Here is a 26152-nt window from a genome sequence, read left to right on the forward strand (position 1 = left end):
GCCGCTCACAGGGACAGCTCCGGGACGTCGAAGCGGCGACCCTCGGCGGACGACCGCAGTCCCAGTTCGGCGAGCTGGACACCGCGCGCACCGGCCAGCAGGTCCCACTGCCAGGGCTCGTCGAGCACCACGTGGCGCAGGAAGAGCTCCCACTGGCTCTTGAATCCGTTGGTGAACTCGCCGTTGTCCGGGACCGCCTGCCACTGGTCGCGGAAGGGCTCGGTGACCGGGAGGTCCGGGTTCCAGACGGGCTTGGGGGTGGCGGAACGGTGCTGCACCCGGCAGTCCCGCAGGCCCGCGACGGCCGAGCCGTGCGTGCCGTCGACCTGGAACTCCACCAGTTCGTCGCGGTTGACGCGCACCGTCCAGGAGGAGTTGATCTGGGCGATGGCGCCGCCGTCCAGCTGGAAGATGCCGTAAGCGGCGTCGTCGGCGGTCGCGTCGTACGGCTTGCCGTCCTCGTCCCAGCGCCGCGAGATGTGGGTGGCGGTCAGCGCCTGCACGGTCCTGACCCGGCCGAACAGCTCGTGGAGCACGTACTCCCAGTGCGGGAACATGTCGACGACGATGCCGCCGCCGTCCTGCGAACGGTAGTTCCACGAAGGCCGCTGGGCGCTCTGCCAGTCGCCCTCGAAGACCCAGTAGCCGAACTCGCCGCGGATGGAGAGGATCTGCCCGAAGAAGCCACCGTCGATGAGCCGCTTGAGCTTGAGCAGACCGGGGAGGAAGAGCTTGTCCTGGACCGCGCCGTGCTTGACGCCGGCGGCGGTGGCGAGCCGGGCCAGCTCCAGGGCGCCGTCCAGGGTCGTCGCGGTGGGCTTCTCGCAGTAGACGTGCTTCCCGGCGGCGACGGCCTTGCGCACCGCCTCCTCGCGGGCCGAGGTGACCTGGGCATCGAAGTAGATCTCGATGGTCGGGTCGGCCAGGACGGCGTCGAGGTCGGTGGAGATGTGCTCCAGTCCGTGCCGGTCCGCCATCACGCGCAGCGCGTGCTCCCGACGGCCGACGAGGACCGGCTCGGGCCACAGCGTCGTCCCGTCCCCGAGGTCGAGTCCGCCCTGCTCGCGCAGGCTCAGGATCGAGCGGACGAGGTGTTGGCGATAGCCCATGCGGCCCGTGACGCCGTTCATGGCGATCCGCACTGTCCTGCGTGTCACGTTGGGTCCTCCCCTTCGGCCGCTATCGCCCGGCAAGCGATAGCAAGCGCTTTCTTCTCTTGCACGCTAGCCGGAAGCGGGCCGATCCGACAAGGTGAGAACATGTCCGGCAACGGGCGGTGCGGTCCCGGGACGGTCAGCAGGAGGTACGGACGCAGATGGCAGTGACCCTCGCCGATGTCGCGGCGCGCGCCGGGGTGTCGTCCGCGACCGTCTCGCGCGTCCTCAACGGCAACTACCCGGTGGCGGGCAGCACCCGCGAACGCGTCCAGCGCGCCGTCGAGGACCTGGACTACGTGGTGAACGGTCAGGCCAGGGGCTTGGCAGCCGCCACCTCCGACCTGATCGGGGTGCTGGTCAACGATGTCGCGGATCCGTTCTTCGGACTGATCGCGAGCGCCGTCCAGGCCGAGATCAGCGACTCGTCCGCGCCCGGCGGCGGCAAGCTCGCGGTGGTCTGCAACACCGGCGGCTCACCCGAGGCCGAACTCACCTACCTGACGTTGCTGGAACGCCAGCGTGCCGCCGGGGTGGTGATCACCGGGGGCGCGGTCGAGGGGGCCGAGCACAGCGCGGCGGTCGCGGCCCGGCTCGCCCGGCTCGCCGAGTCCGGCACGCGGATCGTGCTGTGCGGACGGCCGCCGCTGGACCAGCCGGGTACGCGGATCCCCGTCGCGACCGTCGCGTTCGACAACCAGGGCGGCGCGCGGCGGCTCACGGAGCACCTGCTGTCCCTCGGCCACCGCCGGATCGGGTACGTCGCGGGTCCCGCCGACCGCACCACCACCCGGCACCGACTGGAGGGCCACCGGGCGGCGCTGGCGGACCACGGCCTGCCCTCCGCGGGCCCCGACGTCGAGCGGCTCACGGTGCACGGCTCATACGACCGCTCCTCCGGTTACGACGCGGCGCTGGAACTCCTGCGCAGGGACCCCGCGCTGACCGCCGTCATCGCCGCCAACGACACGGTCGCGCTGGGCGTGTGCGCGGCGGTGCGCGACCAGGGGCTGAGCATTCCGGGCGACGTCTCGGTGGCGGGGTTCGACGACCTTCCGTTCAGCGTGGACACCGCGCCGGCCCTGACGACGGTGCGCATTCCGCTCCAGGAGGCGGGCGCCCGAGCCGGCCGGCTCGTCATGGGGCGTCAGGCTCCGCCGCCGGGCGGCCTCGCGACGATCCGTACCGAACTGATGGTGCGCGCCTCCACGGCCAGGCCGCGGGCGGGCTCCGCATAACGCGTCGGCGTAAGGCTCCGGACGAGGGCCCCGCGTAACGCGTCCGCGTAAGGCGCCGGACGAGGGCCCCGCGTAAACGCGTCCGCGTCAGGTGCCGCACAAGAGCTCCGTGTATCGCCTGTGCGTGAGGTCTTCCGCCCAGGTCCTCCGCGTGCCGTCAGGGCCCATGGGCCGTGAGACGCCTGGAGGGACCTCGTGGGAGAGGAGTGGCGGCCGGCGCTCCAGACCGGATCGCGGCGGCGCGCGACGACCCGCGCCGTCGGAGGTTGACCCTGCCCGACGCGGTGCCTAGTGTCCGGCGGATGAAGCTCGCGTTCTCCACACTAGGTGTCCCCGCCCTCCCCATCGAGCAGGTCGTCCGCCTCGCCACCGAGCATGGTTTCCACGGTGTGGAGATCCGGGCCAACGCCGAGGAACCCGTCCACACGGGCCTGTCGGCGGCGGAACGGGAAGCGGTCGTGGCCGAGTTCGGGAAGTCGGGGGTGGAGATCCTGACAGTGGCCGCCTACACGAAGGTCGCCGCGCCGGGTGACGACGAGCCGGTGCTGGCCGACCTGCGCGCCAACCTGGAACTCGCCGCCGATCTCGGGGCCCCGTTCGTGCGGGTCTTCCCCGGCGGCGGGGACCTCCCGGCGGAGGAGGCCGACCTGTACGCCGCGCGTCGGCTGGCGGCGGTCGCGCCGGACGCCGCCCGCCTCGGTGTGAAGGTGCTGCTGGAGACGCACGACTCGCACGCGACCGGGGCGGACGCGGCCCGGATCCTGGGGCTGGTCGGGCACGGCAGCGTAGGGGCGATCTGGGACGTGATGCACACCTGGCGCGGTGGCGAACAGCCGTCCGAGAGCTACCTCGTACTCGCCCCGCACCTGGGATACGTGCAGGTCAAGGACATCGCGTCAGCCGAGGACACCACCCCCCTGCCGCTCGGGAAGGGCGTGCTGCCGCTGGCCGAGACCGTGGAGGTGCTGAGCCGGGGGGACTGGGACGGCTGGCTGTGCTGGGAGTACGAGAAGCGCTGGTACCCGCAGGTCGCGGAGCTTCCGGAGCTGCTGTCCCCGGCACGGCAGCACCTGTCCCGGCTGCTCGCCGGCTCGGCGTGACGCGGCACCGGCCGGGGCGGTCCTCCAGGGGGCGCTCCCCCGGGGGGCGGTTCGGGCGGTGTCCCGCGCCCTTTCAGCCGAACGGCGCGTCGCACACGCCCCGGTGACCTCGGGCGACCCCACGATGGAGCCATGTTCAGCCCTCGCACGGAACCGGTCGTGGAATCCACCCGTCCAAGCCACATGCTGCTGATGAAGCTCCGTAGAGCCGTACCGGTCGCGGTGCTGGCCGCGTCCCTGACAGCCCTGTCCGCCGGCTGCGGTCAGGACCGTCCCGCCACCGGCACGCCGCCGTCCGACAGCGTCGGGGGCGACCACAGCCCCTCCACCTCGGCGACGGGGGCTCCGCCGTCGACCGGCGGTTCGCCGTCCGCCGTTCCGCCGGCCAACCCGTCGACCGGTCCCTCGTCCGGCGGTACCTCGACCGTCCCCGTTCCCGCCGGGACCCACGGGATCGAGTCCCGGGTCGTGTACCTCTCCGCCGGGGTGCGCAGGCCACCGACGGTGCACTCGGTGGTCGCCAGTGAACTCGAGCTGTCCCGCTTCCCGAGCTGGTTCGCGGGCTCCGATCCGACGGCGGCCCGCGAGATCGCCGAGCGGAGCCAGACGACGGACTTCTCGCGCAATGTGCTCGTGGGTTGGGTGGAGACCACCGGTTGCAGCCAGGTCACCGGGGTCGCGCTCCTCGCGACCGGCGACCGGCTGACGCTCGGGGTCAGCCAGCCGAAGCCTCCGCCGGAGTGCCTCGTCGCCAACCAGGTCACGGTGGTCTTCGAGGTGCCGCGCGACCGGATGCCGAAGCAACCGGTGTTCGGGGTGGGACGGCAGGCGGCCACCCCGCCCGGCCCCGGTACGACCGTGGCGTTCACCCACCTGGATGCGGTGGCCGCGCGGGGGCAGCGGGCCAAGGGTTCGGAAGTGACCGAGGCCGCCCAGCTGAACGCCTATCTGGCGGGTCTGCCCGGTGGCGGGGCTTCCGCCGTCCGCGCGCAGCTGGCCGCGCATCCGCCGAAGAGCGGTGAACGGCGCTTCGGATTCCAGCTGTCCGGCTGCCGTTCCACCGGCGCCACGCTCACCGTCTCGCCCGAGGGGCGGGTGTCGGCGTCGCCGACCGGAGGCGAGAACATCCGCTGCATCCGGCCCGAGTCCTACGCGGCGGTGCTGGCCGTCCCGGTGAATGTGCTGCCGACTCGCGTCACGGCCATTGACTGACGAAAACTTTCCGGCTATCCGTTCTAACTGAAGGAAACTTTCAGCGTGCTCATCTCCTCCAGCCGGAAGGAGTTCGACATGCACCACCAGCCATCCCGCCGCACCGTCCTCGCCACCGCGGCCGCCACCGCCGTCACGGCGAGTGCCTTCGCCGCCGGTGTCCCGGCAGCCCAGGCCGCCGCCCCTGACCGCAGGCTCATCCGCGCGATCATCGCGCGGATGAGCCGCGCGGAGAAGGTCGGCCAGCTCTTCGTGATGCGGGTCTACGGCCACTCGGCCACCGCCCCGGACGCCGCGGACGCCGCGTCCAACCAGGCCGAGATGGGCGTCTCCAACGCCGCCGAACTGATCGCCAAGTACCACCTCGGCGGCATCATCTACTTCAGCTGGGCCCACAACACCCGGGATCCGCACCAGATCGCCGACCTCTCTAACGGCATCCAGCGCGCCGCCCTGGCCCACGGGAGTCCGATCCCGCTGCTGATCTCCACCGACCAGGAGCAGGGCGCGGTCGCCAGGATCGGTTCCCCCGCCACGCTCTTCCCCGGCGGGATGGCGCTGGGAGCCGACGGTGATCCGCACGACGCCCGCGCCGCGGCCCGCGTCGTGGGCACCGAACTCGGCGCCATGGGCGTCAACCAGAACTTCTCCCCGGTCGCGGACGTGAACATCAATCCGGCCAACCCCGTGATCGGCGTACGGTCCTTCGGGGCTGATCCGCAGGCCGTCGCCGCTCTGACGGCGGCCCAGGTCAGGGGGTTCCAGGAGGCCGGGATCGCCTCCACGGCCAAACACTTCCCCGGCCACGGCGACACCGGCACCGACAGCCACTTCGAACTGCCGATCATCACCCACTCGCCGGCCGAGTGGCGGCGGATCGACGCGCCGCCGTTCCGTGCCGCGATCGCCGCCGGGATCGACTCGATCATGACGGCCCACATCCTGGTTCCCGCGCTCGACGACTCGGGGGACCCCGCCACCCTCTCCCACCCGATCCTCACCGGGATCCTCCGCGAGGAACTCGGCTACGACGGCGTGGTGATCACCGATGCGCTCGGCATGGCCGGGGTGCGGCAGAAGTACGGCGACGACCGGGTGCCCGTGCTCGCCCTCAAGGCCGGCGCCGACCAGCTGCTGAACCCGCCGCTCCTCGACGTCGCCTGGCACGCGGTGCTCGACGCCGTCACGTCCGGGGAGATCACCGAGCAGCGGATCGACGAGTCCCTCGTACGGATCCTGGAGCTCAAGGCCCGCAAGGGTCTGTTCCGCAATCCATACGTCACGCATCAGGGCGTCAACCGGGCGGTCGGCGTCCGTTCGCACCTGGCGACCGCCGACCGGATCACCGACCGCACCGTCACCCTGCTCTCGAACCCCTCCCGGTTCCTGCCGCTGCCGCGCCGCGCCCACCGGAACCTGCTCGTGGTCGGAGCGGATCCGGCCGCGCCGTCCGGCACCGGCGGTCCGCCGACCTCCGTACTCGCCAAGGCGCTCACGGACCTCGGCCACCCCGCCCAGGCCCTGCCCACCGGTACCGCGCCCGACCGGGCCGTCATCGACCAGGCTCTCGCCGCCGCCCACGGCAAGGACGGCATCGTCGTCGGGACGTACAACGTCACGGAGGCTTCGACCGGTCAGATCGCTCTGGTCGAGGCGCTGGTGGCCACCGGCGTCCCGGTCGTCCAGGTCGCCGTCCGCAATCCATACGACATCGCGTGGCTCAGCGGTGTGGCGGCCGGACTGGCCGTGTACGGCTGGACGGATGTGTCGATGCGCGCCGTGGCGCGGGTCATCGCCGGCAGGGCGGCTCCGACGGGGCGGCTGCCGGTGGCGGTGCCCCGCGCGGACGACCCCGGGCAGGTGCTCTACCCGATCGGACATGGGCTCAAATACCGGTAGTCGAGCCAAGCGAGGGACAGGTCGCGTCAGGTACCGGTCCCTTCGGAAAACATCCGGCCGATCCAGAAACCGGCGGGCCCTCCCCTTGGTCGGTTCCACCCCCTACCCTGACGTATGGGTGCATGTTGCCCGGGGGATCTCAGGGGGGCCATGATGCGCGGATACGGCTACTTCGGATCGTTTCTGCATACCGCGGTGATATCCGCGGCCGTTGTCCTCGCGCTCGCCGTCCTCACCGCCCTCGGGGCGTGCGCGCCGTTCCAGGGGGCGGCGGGCGGTGGCGCGGGGGTGGGATCGGTCGACCCCTCACCGGCGCCGGCGCCCATCGGCGCCGAGGGGACGTTCCTGGCGGAGGGCGCGTGCGCGCAGAGCGATCCGCTGGACTCGTACCGGGAGGTGGCGTGCTCGGACCCTTACGCCATCGCCCGGGTCACGGTCCGGTTCCACGGTCTGCCGCCGGACGCGTCAACGCCGTCACCGGCCACCCGGGCGACGTCGACGGCACTGACCGTCCGGGCGGGGAGCGGCTGTCCGGAGACGACCGACTTCGTGCTGACCGTGTCGTCCGGCCGGTCGCCTGGCTACGCCTGCATGCGCAAACTCGACGACCCGCACCCCGGTGACCCGGGGGCGGGCGGCGGGCCGCGCACCATCGTCGGCGACTGCGTCTACGCGACGGGTGCCGGTCGGGTGAAGGAGACGGCCTGTGACGGTTCCAGCCGGAACAAGCCCGGATACCAGGTGGGTTCGATCGCTCCGGACCGCGCACGCTGCCCTCAGGGAACGGCGCTTTTCGTGAGCGTCGGGCCGGCGGGCATCGGGTGCGCCCGCCGGCTGTGACGCCGCGGTGCCGCTACAGCGGGTGGCGGTCCATGACGTCGTCCGGTACGTCGAGCTTGGCGTCGAACGACGGCGCCAGTGTCGTGGCCGGGGTGACGCCCGCCCACTTCAGCACCTCGGCGGTCGCCTTGGCGTTGTCCGCGGGGTTGAGCGCGGCGATGTTCGCGCCGTGGTTCGCGCCCGGCGCCCACATCACGAAGGAGTCCTTCGCCCCCTTACCGAGGCGGAAGGGTTCCGCGCCCCACGGGTCGTTCGTGCCGTACACGAACAGCATCCGCTGGGCGTGGTGCCGTACCCAGTTGTCCACGTCGGGCATCGCCTGCGGCTTGAACGTCATCGGGATGGACCGCGGCACGTACGAACGCGGCTGGTAGATGCCCGGGTAGCGCAGCAGCCCCTTGAGGTGCGGGGTCGCGAAGGTGGGCGCACCGAGCTGGGTGCCGGCCTGGTAGAAGTACGGCGTGTAGTACTCCAGGCCCTGGTCGGTGTAGAAGTCGAAGCCGGAGATGGTGTCGATGAAGCCGTAGAGCTCGTCGGTGGTCGCGGTCGGCTTGGGGACGGTCGGGCACTCCGACTCCAGGTGGTACTGCCAGAACGCCCACACCAGGTCCAGCACGACGTTCTCGTACGCCTTGTCGGCGCTGCCCACCGTGGCGAAGGTCAGTCCGTTGTCGTCGGCGTACTTCTGGTAGCGGGCGACGATCTCGTCCCGGCGTACCAGCGCCTCGCGCTGCACGGCGTTGAGCGCGGCCCGGCAGTCGGCGTTGCCGACCCTCTCGAAGAACTCCGTGTAGGCCGAGTCCTCCTTGTTGACCACGTCGTTGGGCGCGACGTAGGCGACCGTCCCGTCCATGTCGTCCGGGTAGAAGCGGCGGAAGTAGGTGGCGGTCATGCCGCCCTTGCTGCCACCGGTGTCGATCCAGTTCCGGTCGTAGATCCGCTTCAGCGCCCGGAAGATCCGGTGCTGGTCACTGGCGGCCTGCCAGATGTCGAGTTTGGACCAGTCGGCCGGCTCGGCGGGGCGGGACGGCGTGAAGAACCGGTACTCCATGGAGACCTGGTTGCCGTTGATGAGCCGGGTCGGCTCCGACCGGCTCGCGTTGGTGGAGAGTCCGTAGCCGGAGGTGAAGAAGACCGTCGGACGATCGGTCGCCTTGTGAAGCACCGTCAGCCGCTGCTGGAAGGTGCCCTTCCAGGGGCGGCGGTGGTCGATCGGCTGGGTGTAGTCGAGGACGAAGTACCGGTAGCCGGTGACCGGCTTCTCCTCGATGAGGGTCATGCCGGGTATCGCCAGGATGCGGTCCTTGATATCCGTGCTCGCCGCGGCGGCGGTGTTCGCGCCGGCCGCGCTGTCCGACCGGTCGGCGGCGGTGGCCGTCCCCGTCGCACCGGCCCCGACCGCACCGGTCGCGCCGACGAGCAGCATCAGTGACAGCAGCCATCTGAGCGCCTTACGCATGGACCCTCCCCTGGGTTCACGGACGTTGCCGAGAACCTAGGGGAGCGACGGTCCTACCGCCAGAGGGCGTTGCGGCAGTGCATTGTCAGGCGGCGGCCCGTACTTCACCGACGAATGTGCGCCACAACCGGGCGTATCGCCCGTCCGCGGCGAGCAGTTCCTCATGCGTGCCGTCCTCGACGACGCGGCCGTGGTCGAGCACCACGACGCGGTCGGCGCGCGAGGCCGTGGTCAGCCGGTGCGCGACGACGAGCGTGGTGCGCCGGACCGCCAGCCGGTCGGCCGCCTGATTGACCAGCCCTTCGGTGGCCAGATCCAGCGCGGCCGTCGCCTCGTCCAGCAGCAGGACGTCGGGGTCGACGAGCTCGGCCCTGGCCAGGGCTATCAGCTGCCGCTGGCCCGCGGACAGGTTGCGGCCGCGCTCGGTGACCAGGTGCAGATAGCCGCCGTCCAGCGTCGCGATCATCTCGTGCGCGCCGACGGCGCGCGCCGCGGCCTCGACCTCCGCGTCGGTCGCGTCCATCCGCCCGTAGGCGATGGAGTCGCGCACCGTTCCGGCGAACAGGTACGGCTCCTGCGGTACGACGCCCAGCCGCTGCCGGTAGGCCGTCATGTCCAGTTCGCGGATGTCGGTGCCGTCGACCAGGACGCCCCCGCCGGTCGGGTCGTAGAACCGGGCGACCAGCTTGACCAGCGTGGACTTGCCCGCGCCCGTCTCACCGACGAAGGCGACCGTCTGCCCGGCCGGGATGCGCAGGTCCACGCCGCTCAGCGCCTCGGCCCCGTCCCCGTACCGGAAGTGCACGTCCTTGAAGGTGATCTCGCCGCGCAGCGACGGGACGGGCAGCGGGCGGGCCGCGGCCGGGGTGGTGCTCGGCACCCGCAGCAGCTCGCGGATCCGGCCGAGCGACACGGACGCCTGCTGGTATCCGTCGAAGACCTGCGACAGCTGCTGCACCGGAGCGAAGAACAGGTCGATGTAGAGCAAGTACGCGACGAGCGCGCCGGCGGTCAGCGTGCCCGCGCCGACCCGCTGGGCTCCGACGATCAGCACCAGCGCGGCCGCGCCGCTGGACAGCAGCTGGACGAACGGGAAGTACACCGAGATCAGGAACTGTCCGCGCACTCGGGCCTCGCGGTACGAGCTGCTGCGCTCCGCGAAGCGGACGGCGCCGACGCGCTCGCGGCGGAACGCCTGCACGATACGCAGCCCGGCGACGTTCTCCTGCAGGTCCGCGTTGACGACGCCGACGCGTTCGCGTGCCAGTTCGTACGCCCGGACCGACTTGCGCCGGAAGACCCAGGTGGCCAGGACGAGCGGCGGGAGCGTCGCGAAGACCAGCAGCGCCAGCTGTACGTCCAGGGCGAGCAGAGCGACGAGGATGCCGAAGAAGGTGAGCACGCTGACCAGGGCGGTGACCAGTCCGGTCTGCAGGAATGTCGACAACGCGTCGACGTCCGTGGTCATCCGCGTCATGATCCGGCCGGTCAGCTCGCGCTCGTAGTAGTCGAGCCCGAGGCGGTGCAGATGCGAGAAGATCTTCACTCGCAGGGTGTAGAGGACGCGCTCGCCGGTCCTGCCGGTCAGCCGCGCCGAACCCCACTGCGCCGCCCACTGCACGATGACGATCACCAGGCCGGCGGCCGAGGCCGCCCAGACCGCGCCGAGCGCGGCCTCGCGGACACCGGAGTCGATGCCGTGCCTGATCAGCACGGGCAGCATCAGCCCGGCGATGGCGTCCGCCGCCACCAGCAGGAGGCTGAGCAGCAGCGGGGTGCGGAAGCCGCGCAGCAGGCTGCGCAGGCCGAACTCCTCGTCGGCGATGCGGGCTCGCGTCTCGTCGACCCCCGGGGTGTCGGTGGCGGGCGGCAGCGCCGCCACCTTCGCGAGCAGGTCGGGCGAGGCCGGCATCCCGGCCATCGCGGCGGCCATGCCGCCGGGTCCGCCGCCCGCCGGGACGGCCGGGGCGGAGCCGTTCACGTGTGCCGTGCCCGAGGCGGGCCCATCCGCCGGGATTGGACTCCTGCGCCACAGCGCGGGCGTCACTCCGTCGGAGACCTTGGATCCGTTGATCCTGACGGATCCGTTGGTCCTGGCAGATCCGTTGGTGCCGGCAGATCCGTTGGTCCTGCCCGACCCGTCGGACGGGTCAAATCCGTCGATGGCGTCGGGCCCGTCGGATCCGGGCGCGGTGGCGGTGCGTTCCACCAGTCCGGTCGCGGCGCCCTCGCCCGACCAGGCGGCGGCGAGGGCACCGGCAGGGTCGGCGGTGACGACGTCCGCGCCGAGCGCGTCCGGGTCGGTCAGCAGCTTGCGGAAGAGCGCGGAGCGCTCCTCCAACTCGTCATGGGTGCCGAAGTCCGCCAGCCGGCCGTCCTCCAGGACGGCGATCCGGTCGGCGAGCGCCAGCGTCGAGCGCCGGTGGGCGATGAGCAGCGTCGTCCGGCCGGTCACGACCTCGCGCAGCGCGTCGAAGATCTCCGCCTCGACCTGGGCGTCGACCGCCGAGGTCGCGTCGTCCAGGAGCAACAGCCGCGGGTCGGTCAGGATCGCGCGGGCCAGGGCGACGCGCTGGCGCTGGCCGCCGGACAAGGTCAGGCCCTGCTCGCCGACGACGGTGCCGTAGCCGTCGGGGAGCGCCTCGATGAACTCGTGCGCCTGCGCCGCCCGGGTCGCGGCGAGCACCTGCTCGTCCGTGGCGTCCGGGAACCCGTAGGCGATGTTGGAGCGCACGGTGTCGGAGAACAGGAAGCTGTCCTCGGGCACCATGCCGATCGCGCCGCGCAGCGAGTCGAAGGTGAGGTCGCGGACGTCCTCACCGCCGATGCGCACCGCGCCGCCGGTGGCGTCGTAGAAGCGCGGCAGCAGCAGCGAGACGGTGGACTTCCCGGAGCCGGAGGCGCCGACGACGGCGACGGTCTCACCCGGCTCGACGCGCAGCGAGAAATCGGTGAGCACCGGGCGCTCGGGGTCGTAGCCGAAGGTGACGTGGTCGAACTCGACGGTGGCCGCGCCGTCGGGCAGCGTGCGGGTGCCCTCCTCCAGCGTCGGCTCGGTGTCGATGAGTTCCAGGACACGCTCGACTCCGGCCCGTGCCTGCTGCCCGACGGTCAGCATCATGGTCAGCATCCGTACCGGGCCGGTGAGCTGCGCGAGGTACGTGGAGAACGCGACGAAGGTGCCCAGCGTGATCTGCCCGCGGGTCGCCATCCATCCGCCGAGCGCCAGCATGCCCACCTGGCCGATCGAGGGGACGGCCTGGAGGGCCGGGCTGTAGCGCGCGTTCAGCCGGATCGTGCGGAGCCGGCCGGCGAAGAGCTTCTTACTGACGCCCTCCAGCTTGTCCATCTCCTGCTGCTCCTGGCCGAAGCCCTTCACGACGCGGACGCCGGTGACGGACCCGTCGACGATGCCCGCGACGGCCGCGGCCTGCCCCTGGGCGTACCAGGTGGCGGGGAAGAGGCGCTTGCGGCTGCGGTCGGCGATGAACCACAGGGCGGGGGCGACGGCGAGCGCGACGAGGGTGAGGAGCGGGGAGAGGGTGAGCATCACGATCAGCGACAGCACGAACAGCAGCACGTTGCCGATCATCATCGGCAGCATGAAGAGCAGGCCCTGGATGAGCTGCAGGTCGCTGGTGGCCCTGCCGACCACCTGGCCGGTGTCCAGCTCGTCCTGCCGCCGGCCGTCCAGCCTGGTCAGCGACCGGAACATGTCGCTGCGCAGATCATGCTGCACATCGAGGGCGAGCCGGCCGCCGTAGAAGCGCCGTACGTACGTCAGGACGTAGACCGCGACCGCGGCGACCATCAGCACGATCGCCCAGGGCAGCAGCGGACGGTCGTGCGCGACCACCACGTCGTCGATGATCAGCTTCGGCACCAGCGGCACGAGCGCGGTGACCGCCATCCCGCCCAGCGACGCGCCCAACGCCAGCAGGACGTTGCGGCGGTACCGCCAGCAATAGCCGACCAACCGCCGCAACCAGCCCTGCTCCGGCTCAACCTTCGCCGATGTCACCCGGGTCCTCCCCTGATCCATGACTACCCGACCCTGCAACGCGCCGGCGTGCGGATTTCATCCTGCTGCAACAATGCGCGGCCCAAGAGGGGCCAAGGTCCCACTCCTCTCGGGCGATGGGCCTAAGCCTTGGTGGAGCCGGGGCCCACTCCTGCTGGAGCGGGCCCTGTCGGTTCGCCGTGCGGTGGACGGGTGAGGCGCGAGGTCGCCGGGTGAGGCGCGAGGTCGCCGGCGTCCCGGGTGGTCACCCGGCGCTGCGACGGGCCTCCGCTATCTGCCGGGACATGATCGTGGTCAGTTCGTACGCCGTGTGGGAGGCCGCGACGGAGGTGATCTCCGCGTGGTCGTACGCGGGAGCGACCTCGACGACGTCGGCGGAGACCAGGTGGCAGGAGGAGAGCCCGCGGATGATCTCCAGCAGCTCCCGCGAGGTGAGCCCGCCGGCCTCAGGGGTGCCGGTGCCCGGAGCGTGCGCCGGGTCCAAAACATCGATGTCGATGGAGATGTACAGCGGGCGGTCGCCGATGCGCTCGCGCAGCTGCTGCGCGACCTCGTCGACGCCGCGGCGCATGACGTCCGCCGACGTGACGATGCCGAAGCCCATCTTCTCGTCGTCGTCCAGGTCCTTCTTGCCGTAGAGCGGGCCGCGGGTGCCGACGTGCGAGAGCGCCTCCGTGTCGAGGATGCCCTCCTCCACGGCGCGGCGGAACGGCGTGCCGTGCGTGTACTCGGCGCCGAAGTACGTGTCCCACGTGTCCAGGTGCGCGTCGAAGTGGAGCAGGGCGACCGGCCCGTGCTTGCGGGCGACCGAGCGCAGCAGCGGCAGCGCGATGGTGTGGTCGCCGCCGAGGGTCATCAGGCGGGCGCCGGTGTCGAGCAGATCGTCGGCGGCGGCCCTGGATGGACTCGACGGCCTCGTTGATGTTGAACGGGTTGGCGGCGATGTCTCCCGCGTCCGCGACCTGGGCGAGCGCGAACGGCGAGGCGTCCTGCGCCGGGTTGTACGGGCGCAGCAGCCGGGAGGCCTCGCGGATGGCGTTGCCGCCGAACCGGGCGCCGGGCCGGTACGAGACCCCGCTGTCGAACGGCACACCGACCACGGCGACGTCCGCGGTGCCGACCTCGTCCAGCCGGGGCAGCCGGGCGAACGTGGCGGGGCCGGCGTACCGCGGGATGCGGGACGAGTCGATGGGTCCGCGCGGTTCGTTGCTGCTCATCGGGGTGCCTTCTTTCCTGTGACTCGTGGTGCTTCGACGGGTGCTTCGACGGGTGCTTCGACGTGGTTCGAGTCTCCCCCGACCCGCCGACAAGCGGATCGGGCCTGTGGATAACTTCGGCTCAGGGCGATTCCGGGCCCGACCTTAGATGGCCGGAAGAAGGCATTGAAGTGTATGTTTCATCCATTCGATGTCAGTCCAGTAGATGGATCGCACATGCCGACGTTGATGCCGCCCACTCCCCCCGTTCCGCTCGTCGACCTGCTGGCCCGCGCGGACCTGGGGCTTCGTCAGGTCGCGGGCCCGGAGGCGGATGTTCCCGTCCACTGGGTGCACACCAGCGATGTGGCGGACCCGGTGCCGTACCTCCTGGGCGGCGAGCTGCTGCTGACCGCCGGGGTGCACTTCCCGTCGGCGGGCGACACCACGGACTACCTCGACCACTACGTGGCCCGCGCGGTGGAGGCGGGTGCCGCCGCACTCGGCTTCGGGCTCGCGCCCGTCCACGATGCGACGCCTCGCGCCCTCGTGGAGGCGTGCGACCGGTACGCCCTGCCTCTGGTGGAGGTTCCGCCGCAAACGCCGTTCAGCGCGGTCGCGCGGGCGGTCTGGCAGGCGATGGCAGAAGCCCGCCACCGCGAGCTTCGCCGGGTGGCCGAAGCCCAGCGGTCCCTTGCCTCCGCCGCCGCCCGCCCCGAACCGGTCCCCGCCGTACTGCGCCGGCTCGCCCACCACCTGGGCGGCTGGGCGGCCCTCCTCGGCCCCGGCGGAGGGGAGCTGTACGGGGCGGGGGCCCGCCCCGGGCCACCGGTGCGGGCGGCGCTCGACGGACTGGCGCAGGTGGTCAGGCCACTGCCCGGCGATCGGCCGCAGGACGCGCAGACTCCGTCGTCGGCCACCGACACCGTCTCCGGCACACATGTGGCGGCCTACTCGCTGGCCGGCGGCGCTCCCGGCGAGGAACTGGTGCTGGCCGTCGCGGCGGGGCGGCGCGACGCGGCGGACAACGCGCTCACCGGCGTCGCCACCGTGCTGCTCTCGCTGCTCACCGGCCCCTACCAGGGCACGGCCGACACCGACCGTTCGGCCGCCTTGGTGCGGCTGCTGCTCGGCGCGCGTCCCGAGGACGTCGCGCCCCTGCTGACCGGCCCCACCCGCCCTGCCGCCGCCCGGGACGACCAGGGGCCGCACTGGATCGTGGTGCACGGGCACCGCCGCGGCACCGGCCCCCACCGGGGCGAGGGGGCGCCCCTGGCCGCCGCCGCTCTGGCCGCCGCCCTCGGCACCGCGCTGGTCGACGCGGACGGGGACGCCGTCCGGGCCCTGCTGCCCGCCGACCGTCAGGTCTCCGCGCAGCCGGGCTGGACCCTCGGGGTCAGCGGCCCCGCGTCCACGGCAGAGCTCTCCACAGCCGACGCCCAGGCCGCGGGAGCGCTGCGCCGGGCCGTCGCGAACCGCTCCGAGCTGGCGCGACACCGCGGCGGCGGCGCGGGCATGACGGCGCTCGTGGCACCCGAGGAGGCGCGCGCCCAGGCTCGCGCGCTGCTGGAACCGCTGCTGGACTCACCCGCCCTCGTGGAGACGCTGCGCACCTGGCTGGCGCTGCACGGCAGCTGGGACCGCAGCGCTGTCGCGCTCGAAGTGCACCGCAACACGGTCCGGCAGCGCATCGCGCGGACCGCCGCCCTCCTGGACGCGGACCTGGACGACCCCGACACCCGTATGGACCTCTGGTTCGCCCTGCGGTGGCTCTGAACAGCGGCGACATCGACGGGGCGCCCGAATCCGGCTTCGGCACCGATGCCTGCGGAAACCCCGTCGAAGGCCGTCGAAGAGCGCCTCCCGGATCCCGCCGAGGGTCACACATCGGTGTCGATCACCCTCGACCCCTACGCCCGTGCGGCCAGGCGCGACAATGAGACACATGCCCCATGACACGACGCCGTCCCGCCAGTCCCTCGCCGAGCACCTCATACGCACCCGCATAGCGGGTGACGTGGCCACGAGTCGCGAGAACAACCTCGATCACTACCGTGAGCTCGCCGAGGGGAACCGCTACTACTGGTTGGGTCTGGATCTCGGCGAACGCTGGACGGATCCGCGGGCGGTGCTGGAGCTCATGGTGGAGCGCTGCGGGGTGGTCGCCGACCCCAAGCACCGCAGGGGGCAGGACACGATCGACGCGGAACTGACGATCGACGCGCTGGACCGGATGGCCGTCGAGCTGCGCAAGGCCGCGGAATCGCGGGCCCGCGTGCTGTTCGCCACCGGCCACCCGGCCGGGATGTTCGCCGTGCACCAGGCGCTCGCCGCCGCCCTGCGCGACGCGGGGTGCGAGATCCTGCTGCCCGCGGACCGCCTGTACGCCGACAACGGGGAGATCAGGCACATCGGTGGCGTGTCCGTCCTGCACCGCGGCGGCAACCTCATGCACACCCACTCCCCGGACCCGATGCGGGAGGTGCTGGACGCCATGGAGCACGAGGGCCAGGAGCCGGATCTCGTCGTCGCCGACCACGGGTGGGCGGGTTTCGCGGGCAGCCAGGGCATCGACACCGTCGGTTTCGCGGACTGCAACGACCCCGCGCTGTTCGTCGGCGAGGCCGAGGGCGACCTGACGGTGACGGTCCCGTTGGACGACAACGTGGCACCCCACCTCTACGACCCGCTCACCGCCTACCTGCTGGCCGCCGCGGGCCTCGAAGCACGGAGCTGAGCCACCCGCGGGCACGCGGCCTACCTCCGCGCAGCGGATCCGGACTCTGCGGATCCGGAGTCTCTGGTTACGATCACAGAGGGGCTCCAGAAGGCAGGCGCAACGTGATCCATGTAGCGATCGTCGATGACGAGGCGCTGGTCAGGGTCGCCCTGCGGCGGATTCTGGAAACCGCGGGCGATATCGCGGTGGTCGTCGACTGCGACGGCCGGGACGCGGTGGCCGCCATCGAGGCGGCCGCTCCCGACCTCGTACTGCTGGACGCCGTCATGCCCGCACCGGACGGGCTGACGGTGCTGCGGGAGCTGCGCGCGCTGCCGCGGCCGCCCGTCGTCGCGATGCTCACGGCGTTCGACACCAGCGCGTACATCAGTGCCGCGATGCGGGAGGGCGCCACCGGCTTCCTCCTCAAGGACACGGCCGTGGGGACGCTGATCGACTCCGTGCGGGTCCTCGCCTCCGGTGGGACGGTCTTCACGCCCACCGTCAGCCGCACCGTCGTCCGCGGCTACCTCGGGGCAGGAGCCGGGTCCGGAGTCGACGGCCCGGGTGGCGCGGACGCCGTCGCGCTCGCCCTGCTCACCTCGCGTGAGCGCGAAGTGCTCGTCCTCGTGGCGGAGGGGCTGCCCAACTCCGACATCGCGGCCCGGCTGGGGATCACGGTCGCCACCGTCAAGGACCATGTGCGCGCGGTGCTCCGAAAGCTGGACGCGCCCAACCGGGTGGCCGCGGCCGTGCTCGCCCACCGCGCGGGACTCGCCCCGGCGGCGGAGCGGACGTGAGGCTGCGGCCGGCCGTCCCCGACGCCGCCCTCATCCTCCTCTCCGGGTCCGAGGTGTGGGCGACGCGGTCGATGGGCGGCACCCTCTCGCTCGCCGTCGCCTGCACCGCGACGGCCGCTCTCCTGGCGCGCCGGAGGTTTCCGCTGCCGGCTTTCGTGGCGACCCTGCCGGCGCTCTCGCTCGGGTACGTGTGGCTGGCGCCGATGGCCGCGCTCTTCCAGGTTGCCTACGGCGGGACCGGCCGCACGGCACCGGACGGCGACGGCGCCGCGCCCGGCCCCCGCGTCACGCCCCGCATGTGGGTCGTCGGCGGCTGCGCCGCGGCCGTCGCCGTGGTCTCCTTCGTCCCCTGGCCCTGGCTGGGCACGATCGACTGGGAGCCCGCGGCCACGATTCTGGCCCTGCTGCTCTCGGCCCTGCTGGCCATCGCCCCGACCGCGCTGGGGCTGCTCGGTGCCTCGCGGCGGGAGCTGGCGGCCCGCCTCGCCGAGCTGGCGGCGAGCCGGGAACGGGAAGGGCGGCTCGCCGCCGAGCGGGCCGTCATACGGGAGCGCGCGCGGCTCGCCCGCGAGATGCACGACACCGTCGCCCACCACATCAGCCTCATCGCGGTGCAGTCCGGCGCGCTGGAGATCACCGCGCGGAGCCAGGAGGCCCGTGACGCGGCCGGAGCCGTACGCGAGCTGAGCCGGGACGCGCTGGACGAACTGCGCCGCCTGGTGGGCCTCCTGCGGCTTCCCGTGACGGACGCGGCGGGCTCAGGGGACCAGGTGGACGCGGCGGGCATCACGATGCCCTCCGGGCCCGGGCTGGCCGAACTGCCCGCGCTGCTGGCCACGGCGGGTCCCACCGTGCGGAGCCGGGTCGACGCGAGAGGCTGCCCCGCACCGGTCGGACAGGCCGCCTACCGGATCGTCCAGGAGTCGCTGACCAACGTGCGCAAGCACGCGACGGGCGCGGCGACGGACGTCGACGTGCGGCTGACCGGGGGACGGCTCCTCGTCAGCGTCCGCAACGGCCCCGCCGACGGCCCGCCGGGGCCGGCGCTGCCCTCCGGCGGCCACGGTCTCACCGGCCTGCGCGAACGTGCGGCCCAATTGGGCGGCACCGTCGACGCGAGCGCGCAGCCCGACGGCGGCTTCCTGGTCCGGGCCGTGCTGCCCGCCGCCTGAGGGCGTCAGCGCGGGACGCGGACCACGCCCTCCTGGATCACGGACACCACGAGGCGCCCGTCCTGGGTGTAGATCCGCGCCGTGCCCAGTCCCCGGCCACCGGACGCCGACGGGCTCTGCTGGTCGTACAGCAGCCACTCGTCGGCACGGAAGGGCCGGTGGAACCACATGGCGTGGTCCAGGCTGGCGCCCACCACGTCGCCGACGGCCCAGCCGCCGCGCCCGTGGGCGAGGAGCACCGAGTCCAGCAGCGTCATGTCCGAGACGTACGTGGCCAGGCAGACGTGCAGCAGCGGGTCGTCCGCGAGCTTGCCACGGGTGCGGAACCACACCTGGGAGCGCGGTTCGCGCGGGCCCTGGCCGGCGGCGAGGAACGGCGGGTCCTCGGCGTACCGCAGGTCGACGGCGGCCCGCGCCTCCAGGAGGCGGTCGACGACCTTGGGGTCGGGGAACCTGTCCGCGTGCGCGGGCAGCAGTTCCTCGGCGGTGGGCAGCGACTCGGGGTCGGGCGCCGGCGGCATGGGCTCCTGGTGCTCGAGCCCCTCCTCGTGCTCCTGGAAGGACGCCGACAGGTGGAAGATCGGCTGCCCGTGCTGGACGGCCACCACCCTTCGGGTGGTGAAGGAGCGGCCGTCCCGGATCCGGTCCACCTGGTAGACGATCGGCGCACCGGGGTCGCCGGGACGCAGGAAGTACGCGTGCAGGGAGTGCGCGGCCCGGTCGCCGGGAACGGTGCGGCCCGCCGCGACCAGCGCCTGGGCGGCGACCTGGCCGCCGAAGACGCGGGGCACGACAGCCGACCTGCTGATGCCGCGGAAGATGTCCTGCTCGATCCGCTCCAGGTCGAGCAGATCGAGCAGGGACGACAGTGCCGTGTTCACAGGGACGCGCTCACAGGCCCATCGACTTGGCGATGATCGAGCGCATGACCTCGCTGGTGCCGCCGTAGATGCGGTTCACGCGGTTGTCCGCGTACAGGCGGGCGATGGGGTACTCCAGCATGTAGCCGTAGCCGCCGTGCAGCTGCAGGCACTTGTCGATGACGCGGGCCGCGACCTCGGTGCAGAAGAGCTTGGCGGAGGCGGCGTCGGCGGCGGTCAGCTCGCCGGCGTCGTGCGCGTCCAGGGCGCGGTCGACGACGGCCTGGGCCGCGTCCACCTCGGCCTTGCAGTCGGCGAGCACGAACTTGGTGTTCTGGAACGCGGCGACGGACTGTCCGAAGACGGTGCGGTCCTGCACGTACGCCTTGGCGAAGGCTATGGCGGCGGACGCCTGCGCGTATGCGCCCATGGCGATGCCGAGACGTTCCTGCGGCAGGTTCTGGCCGAGGTAGGAGAAGCCCTTGCCCTCCTCGCCGAGCAGGTCCTCGACGGGCACCTTCACGTCGGTGAAGGACAGCTCGGCCGTGTCGGAGGTCTTCAGGCCGAGCTTCTCGAGCTTGCGGCCGACGGCGTAGCCCTCGGACTTCGTGTCCACGACCAGCAGGGAGATGCCGGCGCGGCGGTCCTCGGGGGTGGCCGGGGCGGTCCTGGCGCAGACGATGACGCGGTCGGCGTGGACACCGCCCGTGATGAAGGTCTTGGCGCCGTTGAGGACGTAGTGCGTGCCGTCCTCGGAGAGCCTGGCGGTGGTCTTCATGCCGGCCAGGTCGGAGCCGGTGCCCGGCTCGGTCATGGCGATGGCGGTCATCATGTCGCCGGAGACGAAGTCCGGGAGCCAGCGCTTCTTCTGCTCGTCGTTGCAGTAGGCCAGCAGGTACGGGAGGCAGAGGCCGGTGTGCACGCCGCTGCCGCCGAAGCTGACGCCCGCGCGGGCGCACTCCTCGGTGATGACGGCCTGGAACTTGAAGCTGGTCTCGCCGGCGCCGCCGAACTCCTCGGGCACTTCGATACCGAAGACGCCCAGCTCGCCGAGTTTGCGGTAGAAGTCGCGGGGGGCCTGACCGGCCTGCAGCCACTGGTCGTAGACGGGGACGACCTCGGCGGCGATGAAGTCCCGGATCGTCTCGCGGAACGCTTCGTGGTCCTCGTTGAACACCGTACGACGCACTGCGCGCCTCCTTTGGGCCTGAGACATGGATCCGGGATGGGCATCCGGAAATTAAGCAAGCGCTCAGTAAGTTACTCGCCGGTCGTCCATGCTGTCCAGAGCCGTCAGCGCTCCGAGTGCCAGCCGGCGCAGCAGCGCGGCCGTGTCGTGCCGGTCCGGGAGGCCGCTGTGGGCCCCCAGGTGCGGGGTGGAGTTGAGCAGCCCGAAGACCGCGTGCACGGCTGCCCGCACCTGCGGTTCCGGGGCGGCGGGCCGCACCTGGCGGACGACCTCGACCCACTGCTCGACGTACTGCCGCTGGAGCTGGCGCACCAGCTTGCGGTCGGAGTCGCGCAGCCGGTCCAGCTCGCGGTCGTGCAGGGTGATCAGCGGGCGGTCGTCGAGCGCGAAGTCGATATGGCCGCGGACCAGCGCGTCCAACGCCCCGGCCGGGTCCGAGGCCTCGGCCACCCGAGCCTTCCCGGCCGTGAGCAGCCGGCCGCTGATGCCGACGAGGAGCTCGGCGAGCATCGCGTCCTTGCCCGCGAAGTGCCGGTACAGACCGGGTCCGCTGATGCCGACCGCGGCCCCTATCTCGTCCACACCGACGCCGTGGAATCCGCGTTCGGCGAAGAGCCGGGCGGCCTCCCGGAGGATCTGGTCGCGGCGGTTCTCCGTCGCCTTCGTGGGGTGCATACAACGAGTCTAGACAATCCCGTTAGCGAGCGTTAACGTGAAGCCCACCACGTTAACGCTCGCTAACTACCGGGGGCCCGACACATGGCAGCACCCGTCCTCTCCAGCGCCGCCGATCCGGCGTCGGAGACCTACCGCGCCAACGCGGCGGCGCACGCCGAACTGAGTGCGCGGCTGCGCGACAAGCTCGCGGCCGCCCGGCTCGGCGGCGGCGAGAAGGCCCGTGCCCGGCACACCGCGCGCGGCAAGCTCCTGCCCCGCGACCGGGTGGACGGGCTGCTCGACCCGGGATCGCCCTTCCTGGAGCTCGCCCCGCTGGCCGCCGACGGGATGTACGACGGCCAGGCCCCGGCCGCCGGCGTCGTCGCCGGCATCGGCAGGGTCTCCGGCCGCGAGGTCGTCATCGTCGCCAACGACGCCACGGTCAAGGGCGGCACGTACTACCCGATGACGGTGAAGAAGCACCTGCGGGCGCAGGAGATCGCGCTCGACAACCGGCTGCCGTGCGTCTATCTGGTCGACTCGGGCGGCGCCTTCCTCCCCAAGCAGGACGAGGTGTTCCCGGACCGCGACCACTTCGGCCGGATCTTCTACAACCAGGCGACGATGTCGGCCCGCGGCATCCCGCAGATCGCCGCGGTACTGGGATCGTGCACGGCGGGCGGCGCGTACGTCCCCGCCATGAGCGACGAAGCGGTGATCGTCCGCAACCAGGGCACGATCTTCCTGGGCGGGCCCCCGCTGGTGAAGGCCGCGACCGGCGAGGTCGTCACCGCCGAGGAGCTCGGCGGCGGCGAGGTGCACTCCAGGACCTCCGGCGTCACCGACCACCTGGCCGAGGACGACGCCCACGCGCTGCGCATCGTGCGGAACATCGTGTCGACCCTCGGACCCCGGGTCCCGCGGCCGTGGGACCTCGACCCGGTCGAGGAGCCCGCCGTCGACCCGGCGGGACTGACCGGGGCGGTGCCCGTCGACTCGCGTACCCCGTACGACGTGCGCGAGGTCATCGCCAGGATCGTCGACGGCAGCCGTTTCGCGGAGTTCAAGGCGGAGTACGGCACCACGCTCGTCACCGGCTTCGCGCGTGTGCACGGCCACCCCGTGGGCATCATCGCCAACAACGGCATCCTCTTCGCCGAATCCGCCATGAAGGGCGCGCACTTCATCGAGCTGTGCGACCAACGCGGCATCCCGCTGCTCTTCCTGCAGAACATCTCGGGGTTCATGGTGGGCCGCCAGTACGAGGCGGGCGGCATCGCCAAGCACGGCGCGAAGATGGTCACGGCGGTGGCCTGCGCCCGGGTGCCCAAGCTGACGGTCGTCATCGGCGGCTCGTACGGCGCGGGCAACTACTCGATGTGCGGGCGGGCCTACTCCCCGCGCTTCCTGTGGATGTGGCCCAACGCCAAGATCTCCGTGATGGGCGGCGAGCAGGCCGCGTCTGTCCTCGCCACCGTCAAGCGCGACCAGATCGAGGCGGCGGGCGGCGCGTGGGACGCCGAGGAGGAGACCGCGTTCAAGGACCCCATCAGAGCGCAGTACGACACCCAGGGCAACGCCTACTACGCGACCGCGCGGCTCTGGGACGACGGCGTGATCGACCCGCTGGAGACACGCAAGGTCCTGGGCCTCGCGCCTGACCGCCTGCGCCAACGCGCCGCTGGGTGAGCCCGGCTACGGCGTCTTCCGGATGTGAGGACAGAGATGACCATGTTCGACACCGTCCTCATCGCCAACCGCGGCGAGATCGCCGTGCGGGTGATCCGTACGTTGCGGCGCCTGGGCGTGCGCTCGGCCGCCGTGTTCAGCGACGCCGACGCCGACGCCCGGCACGTCCGCGAGGCCGACACGGCGGTCCGCGTCGAGAACTACCTGTCCATCGACGAGCACCTGCGCGCCGCCGCCAGGACCGGGGCCCAGGCCGTCCACCCCGGCTACGGCTTCCTCGCCGAGAACGCCGCCTTCGCGCAGGCCTGCACCGACGCGGGGCTCGTCTTCATCGGACCGCCGGCCTCGGCGATCCAGCTGATGGGCGACAAGATCCGCGCCAAGGCGACGGTCCGGGAGGCCGGCGTCCCGGTCGTTCCGGGATCGTCCGGCAGCGGTCTCACCGACACCGAACTGATCGGCGAATCGCGGAAGATCGGCATGCCGGTGCTGCTCAAGCCCTCCGCGGGCGGCGGCGGCAAGGGCATGCGGCTGGTGCGGGACGAGGCGCTGCTCGGCGACGAGATCGCCGCCGCCCGGCGCGAGGCCCGCGGTTCGTTCGGCGACGACACCCTCCTCGTCGAGCGCTGGATCGACCGGCCGCGCCACATCGAGATCCAGGTGCTGGCCGACGCCCACGGCAACGTCGTCCACCTGGGCGAGCGGGAGTGTTCGCTGCAGCGCAGGCACCAGAAGGTCATCGAGGAGGCGCCCAGCGTGCTCCTGGACGAGGCCACCCGCGCGGCCATGGGAGAGGCCGCCGTGCAGGCCGCCCGCTCCTGCGGTTACGTCGGGGCCGGCACCGTCGAGTTCATCGTCCCGGGAGCGGATCCGTCCGCGTACTGCTTCATGGAGATGAACACCCGCCTCCAGGTGGAGCACCCGGTCACCGAATTGGTCACCGGGCTGGACCTCGTCGAGTGGCAGCTGCGCGTCGCGTCCGGCGAGCGCCTGCCGTTCGGGCAGGAGGGCGTCACCCTCACCGGCCACGCCGTCGAGGCCCGGATCTGTGCCGAGGACCCGGCCCGCGGCTTCCTGCCTTCCGGCGGGACCGTGCTGGCGCTCCACGAACCGCAGGGGGACGGGGTCCGCACCGACTCCGGGCTCGCCGAGGGCACCGCGGTCGGCAGCCTCTACGACCCGATGCTGTCCAAGGTCATCGCGTACGGGCCCGACCGCGCCACCGCGCTGCGCAAGCTGCGCGCGGCACTGGCCGACACCGTCACCCTGGGCGTCGCCACCAACGCCGGTTTCCTGCGGCGGCTGCTGGCCCACCCGGAGGTGGTCTCCGGCGTCCTCGACACCGGACTGGTGGAGCGCGAGGTCACCTCACTGACCTCGACGGACGTGCCGCCGGAGGTCTACGCCGCCGCGGCGCTGCTGCGCCAGGCCGCCCTGCTCCCCCCGTCGGACGCCACCACCTGGACCGATCCGTTCTCGGCGGCCGACGGCTGGCGGCTGGGCGGCGAGCCGGCGTGGACGACCCACCACCTGCGGGTACCCGGCCATGAGCCGCTGGCCGTCCGGGTCCGCGGCGACGAGGTCCGGGTGGGTGACGCGGCCGCGGTCCCCGCGCGCCTGGTCACCGACGGGAGACGCGGCGTCCTGCACTGGGACGGCGCAACCCACTCCTTCCACCACGCCGGCGCCTGGCTGGGCCGTGAAGGGGACAGCTGGCACGTCGCGGACCACGACCCCGTCGCTGCGGCCCTGAGCGGCAGCGCGGGCGCCGGCGGCGCCGACGCCCTCACCGCGCCGATGCCGGGCACCGTGACCGTCGTCAAGGTCGCGGTCGGCGACGAGGTGACGGCGGGCCAGAGCCTGCTGGTCGTCGAGGCGATGAAGATGGAGCACGTCATCACCGCTCCCCATGACGGCACGGTCACCGAGATCGACGTCACCCCCGGCAGCACCGTCGCCATGGACCAGGTGCTCGCCGTCGTCGCTCCCCGGGAGGAGTCATGACCAACGGGCTGCCCATGTCCGTACCCGCGTCCGGACTGCCCGCGCGGGTCAGGATCCACGAGGTCGGCGCGCGCGACGGACTGCAGAACGAGAAGGCGACGGTCCCGACGACGGTGAAGGCGGAGTTCATCCACCGGCTGGCCGCCGCCGGCCTCGGCACGATCGAGGCGACCAGCTTCGTGCACCCCAAGTGGGTGCCCCAACTGGCCGACGCCGCCGAGCTGATGCCGCTGCTGGCGGACGTCGACGCGCACCTGCCGGTGCTGGTCCCCAACGAACGGGGGCTGGAGCGCGCGCTGGCGCTCGGTGTCCGGGAGATCGCCGTCTTCAGCAGCGCGACCGAGTCGTTCGCCAAGGCCAATCTGAACCGGACCGTCGACGAGTCCCTCGCCATGTTCGAGCCGGTCGTCGCCAGGGCCCGGGAGGCCGGAGCGACCGTCCGCGGCTATCTCTCCATGTGCTTCGGCGACCCGTGGGAGGGCCCGGTCCCGGTGGACCGGGTGGCCGCCGTCGCCCGCCGGCTCTACGACCTGGGATGCACCGAGCTGAGCCTCGGCGACACGATCGGGGTCGCCACCCCCGGCCACGTCACCGCGCTGCTCGCCGCCCTGGCGGAGCAGGGAGTCCCGACGGACCGGCTCGCCGTGCACTTCCACGACACGTACGGGCAGGCCCTGTCCAACACGCTGGCCGCCCTCCAGCGGGGCGTGACCGTCGTCGACGCCTCCGCGGGCGGCCTCGGCGGCTGCCCGTACGCGAAGAGCGCCACCGGAAACCTCGCCACGGAAGACCTCGTCTGGATGCTGAACGGCCTCGGTGTCGACACCGGGGTCGACCTCGACCGCCTCACCGCCACAAGCGTGTGGATGGCGGAGCAGCTCGGGAGGCCAAGCCCCTCCCGCACCGTCCGCGCCCTCTCCCACCAGGAGTCGTAGTCATGTCG

The 26152-nt window shown here is 72.2% G+C and carries 17 protein-coding genes and 2 pseudogenes; 12 read left to right on the forward strand and 7 right to left on the reverse strand.

Annotated elements, in window-relative coordinates:
- Positions 1–5: 5 nt before the first annotated feature.
- On the reverse strand, positions 6–1157 hold the full coding sequence (locus tag M2266_RS12845; protein ID WP_277438321.1) for a Gfo/Idh/MocA family oxidoreductase: 1152 nt from the start codon (positions 1155–1157) through the stop codon (positions 6–8).
- Positions 1158–1315: 158 nt separating this feature from the next.
- Between M2266_RS12845 and M2266_RS12850 the strand changes: the two genes are divergently transcribed.
- The 5 genes from M2266_RS12850 to M2266_RS12870 all read left to right on the forward strand — a co-directional run bounded on the left by M2266_RS12850 (position 1316) and on the right by M2266_RS12870 (position 7443).
- A complete protein-coding gene (locus M2266_RS12850) occupies positions 1316–2392 on the forward strand; it encodes a LacI family DNA-binding transcriptional regulator (protein WP_277438322.1) in 1077 nt (358 codons plus the stop codon).
- 302 nt (positions 2393–2694) lie between these two features.
- Positions 2695–3492, forward strand: a complete 798-nt coding sequence (locus M2266_RS12855) for a sugar phosphate isomerase/epimerase family protein (RefSeq protein ID WP_277438323.1) — start codon at positions 2695–2697, stop codon at positions 3490–3492.
- Positions 3493–3624: 132 nt separating this feature from the next.
- Positions 3625–4704, forward strand: a complete 1080-nt coding sequence (locus M2266_RS12860) for a hypothetical protein (RefSeq protein WP_277438324.1) — start codon at positions 3625–3627, stop codon at positions 4702–4704.
- A gap of 78 nt (positions 4705–4782) precedes the next feature.
- Complete coding sequence (locus M2266_RS12865) at positions 4783–6603, forward strand: glycoside hydrolase family 3 protein (protein WP_277441179.1); 1821 nt, start codon at positions 4783–4785, stop codon at positions 6601–6603.
- A 150-nt stretch (positions 6604–6753) separates the two neighbouring features.
- On the forward strand, positions 6754–7443 hold the full coding sequence (locus M2266_RS12870) for a hypothetical protein (RefSeq protein WP_277438325.1): 690 nt from the start codon (positions 6754–6756) through the stop codon (positions 7441–7443).
- Between the two features lie 13 nt (positions 7444–7456).
- Here the strand turns inward: M2266_RS12870 and M2266_RS12875 are convergent, their stop codons facing one another.
- From M2266_RS12875 to speB, 3 genes and pseudogenes are all read right to left on the reverse strand, one after another.
- On the reverse strand, positions 7457–8902 hold the full coding sequence (locus M2266_RS12875; RefSeq protein ID WP_277438326.1) for a S28 family serine protease: 1446 nt from the start codon (positions 8900–8902) through the stop codon (positions 7457–7459).
- A gap of 85 nt (positions 8903–8987) precedes the next feature.
- Entirely contained in the window at positions 8988–12923 is a 3936-nt protein-coding gene (locus tag M2266_RS12880) for an ABC transporter ATP-binding protein (RefSeq protein WP_277438327.1), read from the reverse strand.
- A 244-nt stretch (positions 12924–13167) separates the two neighbouring features.
- Positions 13168–14140: pseudogene (speB, locus tag M2266_RS12885) on the reverse strand (agmatinase).
- Positions 14141–14356: 216 nt separating this feature from the next.
- Here speB and M2266_RS12890 point away from each other — a divergent pair.
- The 4 genes from M2266_RS12890 (at position 14357) to M2266_RS12905 (ending at position 18810) form a co-directional block, all read left to right on the forward strand.
- Complete coding sequence (locus tag M2266_RS12890) at positions 14357–15895, forward strand: PucR family transcriptional regulator (protein WP_277438328.1); 1539 nt, start codon at positions 14357–14359, stop codon at positions 15893–15895.
- A gap of 169 nt (positions 15896–16064) precedes the next feature.
- A complete protein-coding gene (locus M2266_RS12895; protein WP_277438329.1) occupies positions 16065–16856 on the forward strand; it encodes a phosphatase in 792 nt (263 codons plus the stop codon).
- A 104-nt stretch (positions 16857–16960) separates the two neighbouring features.
- The gene (locus M2266_RS12900; RefSeq protein WP_277438330.1) at positions 16961–17638 is read left to right on the forward strand and encodes a response regulator transcription factor; all 678 of its coding nucleotides are present in this window, start codon (positions 16961–16963) and stop codon (positions 17636–17638) included.
- Positions 17635–18810, forward strand: a complete 1176-nt coding sequence (locus M2266_RS12905; protein ID WP_277438331.1) for a histidine kinase — start codon at positions 17635–17637, stop codon at positions 18808–18810. The genes M2266_RS12900 and M2266_RS12905 overlap by 4 nt, the downstream gene beginning before the upstream one ends.
- Before the next feature lie 5 nt (positions 18811–18815).
- On the opposite strand, the gene tesB is transcribed toward M2266_RS12905, so the two are convergent.
- From tesB to M2266_RS12920, 3 genes are all read right to left on the reverse strand, one after another.
- Positions 18816–19691 carry an acyl-CoA thioesterase II gene (tesB, locus tag M2266_RS12910; RefSeq protein WP_277438332.1) on the reverse strand — a complete coding sequence of 292 codons (876 nt, stop codon included), beginning with the start codon at positions 19689–19691 and terminating at the stop codon, positions 18816–18818.
- 10 nt (positions 19692–19701) lie between these two features.
- Entirely contained in the window at positions 19702–20859 is a 1158-nt protein-coding gene (locus tag M2266_RS12915; RefSeq protein WP_277438333.1) for an acyl-CoA dehydrogenase family protein, read from the reverse strand.
- Between the two features lie 63 nt (positions 20860–20922).
- Positions 20923–21534: a TetR/AcrR family transcriptional regulator gene (locus tag M2266_RS12920; RefSeq protein ID WP_277438334.1), complete on the reverse strand. Its 612-nt coding sequence runs from the start codon at positions 21532–21534 to the stop codon at positions 20923–20925.
- Positions 21535–21618: 84 nt separating this feature from the next.
- Here M2266_RS12920 and M2266_RS12925 point away from each other — a divergent pair.
- The 3 genes and pseudogenes from M2266_RS12925 (at position 21619) to M2266_RS12935 (ending at position 26144) form a co-directional block, all read left to right on the forward strand.
- Positions 21619–23233: pseudogene (locus tag M2266_RS12925) on the forward strand (carboxyl transferase domain-containing protein).
- A 14-nt stretch (positions 23234–23247) separates the two neighbouring features.
- The gene (locus M2266_RS12930) at positions 23248–25209 is read left to right on the forward strand and encodes a biotin carboxylase N-terminal domain-containing protein (protein ID WP_277441180.1); all 1962 of its coding nucleotides are present in this window, start codon (positions 23248–23250) and stop codon (positions 25207–25209) included.
- Complete coding sequence (locus tag M2266_RS12935; protein WP_277438335.1) at positions 25206–26144, forward strand: hydroxymethylglutaryl-CoA lyase; 939 nt, start codon at positions 25206–25208, stop codon at positions 26142–26144. The genes M2266_RS12930 and M2266_RS12935 overlap by 4 nt, the downstream gene beginning before the upstream one ends.
- Positions 26145–26152: the final 8 nt, after the last annotated feature.

It is taken from the genome of Streptomyces sp. SPB162 (genome assembly GCF_029504575.1).
Lineage (GTDB): Bacteria > Actinomycetota > Actinomycetes > Streptomycetales > Streptomycetaceae > Actinacidiphila.

Bases quoted from the DNA above. Each gene is read 5' to 3' on its own strand.
- M2266_RS12850 (WP_277438322.1), top strand. From the start codon at position 1,316: ATGGCAGTGACCCTCGCCGATGTCGCGGCGCGCGCCGGGGTGTCGTCC.
- M2266_RS12855 (WP_277438323.1), top strand. From the start codon at position 2,695: ATGAAGCTCGCGTTCTCCACACTAGGTGTCCCCGCCCTCCCCATCGAG.
- M2266_RS12860 (WP_277438324.1), top strand. From the start codon at position 3,625: ATGTTCAGCCCTCGCACGGAACCGGTCGTGGAATCCACCCGTCCAAGC.
- M2266_RS12865 (WP_277441179.1), top strand. From the start codon at position 4,783: ATGCACCACCAGCCATCCCGCCGCACCGTCCTCGCCACCGCGGCCGCC.
- M2266_RS12870 (WP_277438325.1), top strand. From the start codon at position 6,754: ATGATGCGCGGATACGGCTACTTCGGATCGTTTCTGCATACCGCGGTG.
- M2266_RS12875 (WP_277438326.1), bottom strand. From the start codon at position 8,902: ATGCGTAAGGCGCTCAGATGGCTGCTGTCACTGATGCTGCTCGTCGGC.
- M2266_RS12890 (WP_277438328.1), top strand. From the start codon at position 14,357: ATGCCGACGTTGATGCCGCCCACTCCCCCCGTTCCGCTCGTCGACCTG.
- M2266_RS12895 (WP_277438329.1), top strand. From the start codon at position 16,065: ATGCCCCATGACACGACGCCGTCCCGCCAGTCCCTCGCCGAGCACCTC.
- M2266_RS12920 (WP_277438334.1), bottom strand. From the start codon at position 21,534: ATGCACCCCACGAAGGCGACGGAGAACCGCCGCGACCAGATCCTCCGG.
- M2266_RS12930 (WP_277441180.1), top strand. From the start codon at position 23,248: ATGTTCGACACCGTCCTCATCGCCAACCGCGGCGAGATCGCCGTGCGG.
- M2266_RS12935 (WP_277438335.1), top strand. From the start codon at position 25,206: ATGACCAACGGGCTGCCCATGTCCGTACCCGCGTCCGGACTGCCCGCG.